Genomic DNA, 10,355 nt, shown 5'->3' with positions numbered 1-10,355 from the left:
TTGTAAATCGTTCTTTGATTAGCAGTTATCACTGCCCCCATTTCTGTTGGCGATGCTTTTTCTTTTTTCATCAGCTGTACTGCATACGCATGATGTGCAGGTGAAGAGAGCAAATAAAATTTTGCCGGATTATCTTTCTTTTTACTTTTAAAAGAAACTTTTTGTTTGCCTTTGCCAATGTATAAACAATCGAGTTTATTTACATCGTACGCTTTGCCATCCACTTTTATTTCTCCATCACCTCCAACATTTATTACCCCAAGCTCTCTTCTTTCTAAAAAATAATTTGCTTTAAGTGCGTCGTAAGTAACTAGTGTAATAGTTTTATTTACCGGTACTGCACCACCAATCATAACTCTGTCGTAGTGTGTGTACACAAAATTTATTTCATCATGCTTCATGATGTTTTGTACTAAAAAATTACTGCGTAGTTCTTCGGCATTCATGCGGCTTACTTCGGCAGGGCTGTTGTGAAATCGTATTTGCAAGGCCTCACCCCCGTTCCCTCTCCCGGAGAGAGGGAGGCCAGGCTTTTTATCTTTACTAATCTTTTGTAGTGACATATTTTTATTTGTTCATTTTAAAACATTATATAATTATTAGCCACCTACTATCCTTCCAATTTCTCTTCTTTATTTCCCTCTCCACCATCCGGCGGAAGGATAGGGGGGGCACTATCTTCCCATCCATCCACCATCAACCGTTACAATTGTTCCATTCATATAATCGCTTGCTTTGCTGGCAAGAAAAACGGCAACCCCTTTAAAATCTTCGGGCTCACCCCAACGGTTGGCCGGTATCCTGTCTAAAATGGATTTGCTACACAGAGGATCGTTGCGTAATGCTTCGGTATTACCGGTAGCAATATAACCCGGTGCAATACCATTTACATTAATACCTTTACCTGCCCACTCATTTGCAAATGCTTTTATTAAACTGGCAATAGCGCCTTTGCTTGCTGCATAGCCCGGCACATTTACACCACCCTGAAAACTTAATAATGATGCAGTGAAAATAATTTTGCCACTTCCCTGTGTAATCATTTTTTTCCCAACTTCACGTGTGATAATAAATTGTGCATCCAGATTTATTGCAATTACTTTATCCCAAAATTCGTCATTGTGTTCTGCAGCTGGGTTACGCATTATGGTGCCTGCATTATTTACCAAAATATCTATCTGCTTATTTTCTGCAACAACTTTTTCCGTAAAATTTTTAAGAGAAGTTCTATCTTCAAAATTGCATTGGTAGGCTTTAAAATTTTTACCTAATGTATTTACTTCTTTTTCTACTTCGCTGCCGCTCAGCGCAAGATTTGCAGATACGCCAATAATATCAGCACCTGCTTCGGCTAAACCAATGGCCATTGCTTTGCCAATGCCTTTGTTGCATCCGGTAACCAACGCTGTTTTTCCATTAAGCTTAAACTGTTCTAAAATATTCATTTATACAATCGTTTACGGAGTTCAATTTTACCATTATATTTCAAGGGAAAAAACTATTAAAAGGGCTTTATTTACGCAATCGTTCCCGATAACGTTTACTTAAAAAAATCTCTATTCATTTGCAAGAAAATTACACCTGAACCACTTTCATTTCTTTATTACTCTGGTATGCTTTTTCAATTATTGCAATTACATTTTTTCCCTCTTCGGCACTAACCGGCAAACCTGCTCCTGCTGTTAAAGATTGATAAATACCATTGTAATACTCCATGTAATTTCCGTTTTCGGATGGCAGATATTCCCGGATCACATTACCATCTTTTTCAGTGTGCAATAACCCTTTTTCATTTTCAGGCTCTTTACCCCAGTCTTTTGCATCAGGTGTTAAACCATTTTGCAAAGCCAACTCCTGCACATCTGTACGTGGTTTTATAAAAGAACCTTTTGTACCATGCAAAATATAAGAAGGCAATGCTTCTCTTACCACATAACTTGCTTTTATCCTTACCCGTAAGTTTGAATAAAACAGGATCAGCTCCATGTAGTCATCTACCAGCGAAATTTTTCTTACAATATCAATATCTGCAAAAATGGAATGCGGCATACCAAATAAACACAAAGCCTGATCGATTAAATGAGCACCCAGATCGTATAGCAAGCCTGTGCCAGGGCCGGGAGTTTCTTTATGCTGCTTGGGGCTTAACTCTTCTTTGTACCTGTCGAAATGAAATTCAGCTTCTACAATTTCTCCTAATAAATTTTCATCGACTACTTTTTTTATAATTTTAAAATCGCTGTCGTACCTGCGATTTTGGTAAACAGAAAGCATTTTCTTTTTCTCTTTTGCCAAAGCAATTAAGTAGTCGCACTCTTTTACAGTAAGACAAAATGGTTTTTCTACGATTACGTTTTTACCTGCCAGTAAAGCTTTTTGTGCATAATCAAAATGGGTATAGTTGGGTGTATTTACTATTACTAATTCAATTGCTTTATCGTTTAGTAATGCTTCGTAAGTATCAAAAGATTTTATGCCGGGATATTTTTGTGCCGCTATTTTTTTTGATCTTTCCCAAACACCATATAACTCAAACCCTTTATGCAAATGTAAAAATGGTGCATGAAAAAGATGGCCACTCATGCCAAAAGAACATATAGCTGTTTTAATAATTTGCATAATCGTTTTTTAACCCACAATTAAATATGAAACTGCTTTGTAGTTTTTGTTTTGCCATTGACAGTTCGACAAGCTCAGTACACAGATTAACGCAGATTTTTTGTTTTTGGCTTATATTAATTCGTGTAATCCGTGGCTACTGTTTTTTCTGCGAAGCAGTAAAAACTACGCATTAGCCAAAGCCCTGTCTAAATGCACATATCCACCATCTACATAAACCAATTGGCCAGTTGTATGGCTCGATTTAGAAGACAATAAAAATGCTGCAGCATTAGCAATTTCTTCTGCGGTCGTCATCCTGTTCTCCAATGGAATTTTAGCTTCTATTTCTTTTAATTTTTGTTGAGGGTTGGGTAATGTTTCAATCCACTTTTCGTATAAAGGAGTAAAACATTCTGCTACCACAACTGCATTTACCCTTATACCATACTTCAGCAACTCCACCGCCCATTCCCTTGTTAAAGCATTGCGGCCACCATTACTTGCTGCATAAGCAGATGTATTGCCCTGGCCGGTATCAGCAGTTTTTGATGTAATATTTACAATGGCCCCTTTTGATTTTTTTAATTCGGGTAAAGCATAATGTGCCAGCAAATAATAATGCACTAAATTTTTATGGAGAGAAGCAATAAATTTTTCATAATTACCACTCTCTAATCCAACACCGTCATTCACGCCTGCGTTGTTAACCAACCCATCAATTTTATTAAATTTTTCTATTACTTTTTTTATTGCCAGTTCGCATGCTGAAGGATCGGATAATTCTGCTACCACCTGGAAAGCTTTGCCACCTGCTGCTTCCACGGCTGCAACCGTTTTTAAATTATCTTCCCCATTGCGGCCAATGATGACCGGTATAGCACCTTCTGCTGCAAGCACTTTTACAATGCCTTCGCCAATACCTTTTGCGCCACCGCTTACAACAATTATTTTATCTTTTAAATTCAAGTCCATCTTTTATCCGGTTTAAACCTTTATATCACTTTATTGAATCGCAATTTGCAATTTGACAAATTTATTATAATTCACTGTCCTGTACTGCCATTAAACTTTACAATCTATTCAGCCATTTATTCAGTCTTTCCAGCCAGTTATCATCTGTTGTTTTATTTACCATACCAAACCCATGGCCGCCTTTGGGGTACAAATGCATTTCGGCTGGTACTTTATTTTTTATACAGGCTTCATAAAAGCGTAAACTGTTTTGCACCGGCACTGCACCGTCATCACCGGCATGTACTAAAAAACACGGCGGCGTATTTTTATCAACCTGCAATTCGTTGCTAAAAAATATTGTTTTTTCTGCGGATGGTTTTGTGCCCACTAAATTATTTCTGGAGCCATTGTGCATAATGGCACTATCGAAACTTATTACCGGGTAAATTAAAATTGCAAAATCGGGGCGAACAGAAGTGGTATCTGTATTTGCTGCATCGGCTTTAAAATTAAAATGTGTAGCTGCTGTTGATGCTACATGCCCTCCGGCAGAAAACCCCATAATACCAATTTGATTTTTATTGATGCCCCACTCTTTTGCATTTGTCCTTAGCAATCTTATTGCCTGTTGTGCATCCTGCAATGGCGCAAGGCTTTTATCAATGTTAGTGGTATCATCTGGCAGGCGGTATTTTAAAACAAAAGCCGTAACTCCCCAGCGGTTTAATTCTTCAGCAACTTTTGTTCCTTCTTTATCAAACGCTAAAATACTGTAGCCTCCGCCCGGGCAAATAATAACAGCTTTACCATTTGGTTTTGCAGCTTTAAAAATAGTAAGCGCAGGGTTACTTACTTTGGCAATACGTGTTACATTATCACGAAATATTGAATTCTCTTTATCAGGTGCAAGTTTAGAATTTGGAACAGCATCTTTATACAAAGAAATTTGCAGTGGTGCTTTTTGTGTAAATGCTTTATTATCGAAAGCTTTAGATTTCATTGCTGTAAACCAGGCAGTGTCTGATATATTTTTATTTAATGAAAAAATATTTTTTACTGAATATAATTTTACTTCTTTATCATTTAATTGTTTTGTCCATTTAGCCCTTTGTGCGATTGCAGCACCACTGCCTGTATTTTTATACTCTGCATAAAAAACAGTTTTTTCATTTTCCGCATTATTCCAGTTGTCCCAGCCTTCGGGTGCAATTGTTTTGGGTAAATCACAACGAATAAAAACTGTTTTAGCATTTGCCCGCCATGGCCTTCCCAAATATAATTTTGTTACAGAAGAATCACCTATAATTTTACAATCAATAAAAATAAAACCATAGCTTTTACCTGCCGTAGTGCTGGCTGCTGTTATAAATGAATTTGTTTTTGCCCTGATAGTACAATTTTGAAATACTGCTGTTGCCGGCCCAAAAATAAAATCAGTTGTACCTTCAATATAACAACTCTCAAAAAGCTGGTGGGCATTTTCTCCGCTGGCAAAAATAGTATCCTGGTTGCCCAAAAATTTACAGTTTTTAAAAACAGCTTTATCTGCATCAACATACAATGCCAATGCCTGGCCAACCTGCCCGGCATTATTTGCAAACGTAATATTCTCTGCCCTAAAACGGTTACCGGAAATTTTTGCTGTGTAAGATGTAAATGTGGTGTGTTTTCCTTTGCCTGAATAGTCATTAAAAATTATGATAGTACTGTCTACATTTTCGCCAACAAAAGCTACATCGGTATTATTTGCAGGCAATTCTATTTTTTCGTTGTACACACCATTTTTAATATACAAAGTAATTGGCGCTAACGGATAAACCCTGATGGCATCAATAGCATCCTGAATAACTGTGTAATCGCCGCTGCCATCTTTAGCTACAGTAAAAACATATTTATATTGTTGTGGGTTGGAAGTTTGAGAAAAAAGTTGAGCCGCAAAAAACATCAGCAGCATTATGAGAAAAGAAAATTTTTTCATCCTGGTTTTTATTTATTGCCGAATGTTTTTTAACTATGCCTTATCAAATTTATACACTTATTAGTAAATGTTATTTCATTTACTAATTGTTTTAAAAAAATAATCGGTTGCAATTACAATTTTTATTTGCAGAATATTTAACAACTAAATATTTTCTGATTTATTAAAAAGGCTGCCTCAAATAAAGGCAGCCTTTTTAAAAAATAAGGATAAAACTAATAGCCCGGGTTTTGTTTTAGTTTACCCTGGTAGGCAGCAATAGTTGCCTGGTCGTAAGGTAATAACTCACTTTTACCGGGTGTAAAATAAAATGCCATGGCCTGAAATAATGGTTTGTTACCTGTACCATCAACATCAAGCACATTGCCGGTAAGGTTTTGTGCCCAGTCTGTTCTTACCCATTTTGTTGCTGCTGCACCCGATGCAGGCGCTGTACCAATTGCTGCAGCAGGCGGCACCTGCGTTGGCCTCCAGAAAGGTTGTTTGCTAACACTGTCGGTTGTGGTGTAATAAACAATTTCTTCTCCAATATTTTTAATATAAACATATTGCGGTACATAAGTGTATGGTGCAACCCTGTCACGTATCTGCTGAATTTTATTTCTTGCATCAGCAATTTTTGCGCCTAATAAATTCCAGCGTAATAGATCATATTTGCGAATACCCTCATGACCAAATTCTAAAAAACGTTCGTTAGTAATGGCTACAAAAAAACTATCTTTTGTTGAAGGTGTAATTCCAATTAATGAGGTATTGCCGCGGTATGCTCTTTTTCTAACTTCTTCAAAAGCGTCTTTTGCTAATTGTGTTGGGCCATTATTAATTTCATTCACTGCTTCGGCATACATTAATAATACATCCGAAAAACGAATCATGCACCAGTTGTAACCGGGGTTTAATGCAGTACCCGGCAGCAATGGAATTCTCCAGTCTCTCCTGTATTTACCTGTATTTAATTCTCCCAAACGGCGTTGCCCTTTTATGTTAGATACTGTTGGCACCTGGTAATGTGTTATGGTAATATCACGCCTTGTATCAACAGAATCGAAAGCATAAAAAAAGTTGGGCAGCATTTGAATACCCCCGCCGCCAGCACCATAACGTGATGCTGCATTTACAGTTGGGCCATCATAGTTACCCATACGGCTGTCGCTGTTTCCGTTACCTCCACCAGCACCCACTTCAAAAATTAATTCTCCCTGCGGATCGTACACAAAAGAAGTTACATTTCTCCAAACATTTTCATAATTGGGATTAAGGGTATGCTGTGTTCTGTTAGCCATTAATTCTTCACATTCCAGTTTGGCAATTTGGTAATACGCAAGATAATTACTGCCACGTTCCATTTGCCCGTTGCTGCGTAAAGAAAATCCACCGCGGAACAAAGCAATTTTGGCACGTAATGCCATTACTGCTCCTTTTGTTATGCGTTCGTTTCTTGTACCAGCGTCTAACCGCCATGGCACTAATGATTTTGCGGTTGCCAGATCTGCTAAAATTTTATCGTAAGTAGAATCCCTGTTAACAGCCGGTGGAAATAAATCGGTTTGTTTATAAGCCGGTATCATTGGTGCAGGTACATCGCCCCAGTTTCTTATCAATTCAAATAAAAATTGTGCCCTCAGGGTAAGCGCTTCTCCGTATAATCTTTTTACAGCTGCCTGATCTGCTGCAATACCTGAAGTATATTGCGGCATTAAAGGAATTTGATCAATACATAAATTTGCTTTTTCCAAACCACGGTATAACTGGCGGAACGGGTTTGAAATTTCGGCATTGGTCAATAATAATTGATAGCGGCCAACACCTCTTCTACCGTTATCAATACCGCCGCTAACAATACCTTCATCCGTATCGTAAGGATAATACATATTTATACGGATGCCGTATCCATTATCGCCCTGTAACTCATCATAAACACCAATAAGTGCGCTGGTGGCGTTAGATACATCCGAAAAAGTTTCTGCAATCGTGTATTGAGATTTAGGCTCAACCTCTGTAAATTTTTTACAGCTATTAAAAGTGGCAGCTACAATAAGCATTGTAATAGCTGCACCAATTTGATAAATTTTATTTTTCATACAACAATTATTTATTTTTTTAGAAAGTAACATTTACACCAACTACTATTGTTCTTGATCTTGGATAAGCAGCAAAATCAACACCCGGCGTTAAAGGGTCTGTTCTTCTTGCAGTAACATCAGGATCGTAACCGGTATAATTAGTAATGGTACCCAAATTATTAATTGTACCATAAAACCTGAAGCTGGAAATTTTTGCCTTAGCTGTGATGTCTTTTGGTATGGTGTATCCAATAGTTAAATTATTAAACCGCAGGTAAGATCCATCTTCAACTTCCCAGGAGTGTAACCACCAGCGTTGCACACGAACAGGTGTCCATATTTTTGCATTAGCATTTAATGCAGCAAGTTCTGTTGGGTCGGTTACTCTTTGCCCTGTGGCGTTTATATTTGTCCACCTGTCTTTCATGGTGTTAAGCATATTCAGGTTGGCAAATGCACCATCCGTCCATTCTACTTTATTCGCATTGTAAATATCATTGCCATAAACAAAATTTACAAATACACTTAAATCAAAACCTTTAAAAGCAAACTGGTTGTTCCAGCCCCCGGTAAACTTAGGATTGGCATTTCCAATTACAGTTCTGTCTTTATCTGGAGTTATTTTTCCATCTCCATCTAAATCTTTCCATTTAAGCATACCGGGTTGCGGTGCACCGTAAACGCCGTTAGCAGCCACCCCCGCTTTTAAAGTATAAACCCTTGTTGTGGCATTGTAATCAAAATCGTTAAGCCCATAAAAACCATCCGTAACAAAACCATACATTAAACCGGCAGGTTCGCCAACTTTTACTAAATAATCAGTAACGCCATCACTACCCTGCCAGCCCGAGTTTCTTTCTAACTGCCTTACACCACCCAAACTTTCAACCCTGTTTTTATTAAAGGAGATATTGAAGTTAGACGTCCAGGTAAAATCTTTTTTAGCAACCGGTGTAGCATTAATTTGAAATTCCACACCACGGTTGGATGTAGCCCCAATGTTTTGAATTTGTGAAGTATAACCTGTTGTTGGAGCAATATCAACATTCAGCAATAAATTTTTTGCCGTGTTTTTATAAATATCCATTGTAAACTGCAACCTGTTTTTAAACATAGAAAGATCAATACCAAAATTTCGGGTGGTATTTTCTTCCCATCTTAAATTGGGGTTTGATAATGAGGTAGGTGCAAAGCCGGGTAAAATAGAATGGTTAATGGCATACTGACCTGTTACTCCATATAATTGTAAATAAAGCAGATCGCCAATGCGGTTATTGCCTACAGACCCATAACCAAACCTTAATTTACCATCATCCAGCCACTTTATATTTTCAAATAATTTTTCTTTTGAAAAACGCCACGCTGCTGAGCCCGAAGGGAAAACAAGGTTACCATTGCTTGCACCAAATTTAGATGACCTGTCGGAACGTAAATTAAGTGTGAGCAGATATTTGTCATCATAAGCATAATTCATTCTTCCAAAAAAAGAAGCAATACGGCTTGCCGGGTTGATAAAAGTGAATGGTAACGGTTGCGAAGAGCCTGTTGGTGCAGAACCAAGCCCCATATTTGCCAACGCTTTTTCCGGAGATATATCAGCAGGAAAATAATTAGTTTGAAAAAAAGAATTTTGAACCCTTACGTCTACAATCTCCTCTCCCACCAACAAAGTAAGATCGTGATGTTTTCTATAATTATTTACTGAATACTGCAATGTATTAGAATTACTGATGCTCCTGTTATTCTGTTGGCCAATTGAAGCAACGGGTAATGATGCTGCATTACGTGCCGTACCTGTTATTTTACTGTAAAAAAGATCCTGTTCGGTAACGGTGTTATCAAAACCCAATGTACTGCGGAAAACAAGATTTTTTAAAATATTATAATTAAAATAACCGGTTAAATAAGTTCCTTTGGTGAATTGCCTCCTGTATTCTGCCTGTGTTAAAATAACAGGGTTGGTTTGACCTGCAGACGCTAAATAATAAGCTTCGTCAAAATCATCTATACCACCAGTTGCAGTAGGTAACTCAAACGGACGATAAGTAATTGCATGGCGCAAACGGTTGGTAGTTCTGGTACCGCTGTTGGTAGTGCCTGCACCTCTTATTGTTTGATCGAGATAACGGGCTGTTATTCCCACTTTTGCTTTATCAGAAACTTTATGATCTAATTTAAAATTTACTAAATTTCTATCGAAACCAGATTCTAATAAAACACCATCTTCCCTGTTGGCAGTTACGCTTAAATTAAAAGTGGTAGCCTGGTTACCGCCGTTTACAGAAATATTATGATTTTGATATCTTGCATTGCGGCCAAACACTTCCTGCTGCCAGTTGATGGGTGTTACATTTTTATAATTCTTCAACGTATCCCATGTAGTGCCGTAAGTTTTTGCAAAATCGCTGCTGTCGGTAGAACTTGTTCTCGATCTTTCGTATTGCCAAACTACAAAATCATACGGGCTTAATACTTCCATTTTTTTAGGCAACATCCTTGATCCAAAAGAACCATTATATGCTACTTCAGTTTTTCCTGAGCGGCCGGCTTTTGTTGTAATAATTACAACACCATTTGCAGCCCTTGCACCGTAAATAGCAGTGGTTGATGCATCTTTTAATACATCAATAGTGGCAATATCCTGCGGCGAAATTACAGACAATGCATTTTCTACCTGTACCCCATCAACAATGTACATGGGTGAATTATCCTGTGTAATAGAACCGCCACCTCTTACTCTTATAATGATATCTGCACCC

At 37.7% G+C, this 10,355-nt stretch carries 7 protein-coding genes; all 7 read right to left on the bottom strand.

Annotated elements, in window-relative coordinates; all coding sequences use genetic code 11:
- A partial coding sequence (locus tag ACY65O_RS15215; protein WP_462221714.1) for a 5-deoxy-glucuronate isomerase occupies window positions 1-563 on the bottom strand: 563 nt, incomplete at its 3' end.
- A gap of 111 nt (window positions 564-674) precedes the next feature.
- Entirely contained in the window at window positions 675-1,445 is a 771-nt protein-coding gene (locus ACY65O_RS15210; protein ID WP_462221713.1) for an SDR family oxidoreductase, read from the bottom strand.
- Between the two features lie 130 nt (window positions 1,446-1,575).
- Window positions 1,576-2,619 (bottom strand): Gfo/Idh/MocA family oxidoreductase, encoded by a 1,044-nt coding sequence (locus ACY65O_RS15205; RefSeq protein ID WP_462221712.1) that lies wholly within the window; start codon window positions 2,617-2,619, stop codon window positions 1,576-1,578.
- Between the two features lie 165 nt (window positions 2,620-2,784).
- Window positions 2,785-3,573, bottom strand: a complete 789-nt coding sequence (locus ACY65O_RS15200; protein ID WP_462221711.1) for an L-fucose dehydrogenase — start codon at window positions 3,571-3,573, stop codon at window positions 2,785-2,787.
- A 97-nt stretch (window positions 3,574-3,670) separates the two neighbouring features.
- Window positions 3,671-5,533: a pectinesterase family protein gene (locus ACY65O_RS15195; RefSeq protein WP_462221710.1), complete on the bottom strand. Its 1,863-nt coding sequence runs from the start codon at window positions 5,531-5,533 to the stop codon at window positions 3,671-3,673.
- 215 nt (window positions 5,534-5,748) lie between these two features.
- Complete coding sequence (locus ACY65O_RS15190; RefSeq protein WP_462221709.1) at window positions 5,749-7,614, bottom strand: RagB/SusD family nutrient uptake outer membrane protein; 1,866 nt, start codon at window positions 7,612-7,614, stop codon at window positions 5,749-5,751.
- A 19-nt stretch (window positions 7,615-7,633) separates the two neighbouring features.
- On the bottom strand, window positions 7,634-10,355 hold a 2,722-nt coding region (locus tag ACY65O_RS15185; RefSeq protein ID WP_462221708.1), incomplete at its 5' end, for a SusC/RagA family TonB-linked outer membrane protein.

Origin of the sequence: Ferruginibacter sp. (assembly GCF_031430955.1) — a bacterium.
GTDB lineage: Bacteria > Bacteroidota > Bacteroidia > Chitinophagales > Chitinophagaceae > Ferruginibacter.
Note: the sequence above shows the minus strand (reverse complement) of the source record. Positions and strands in the feature narration are given on the sequence as shown.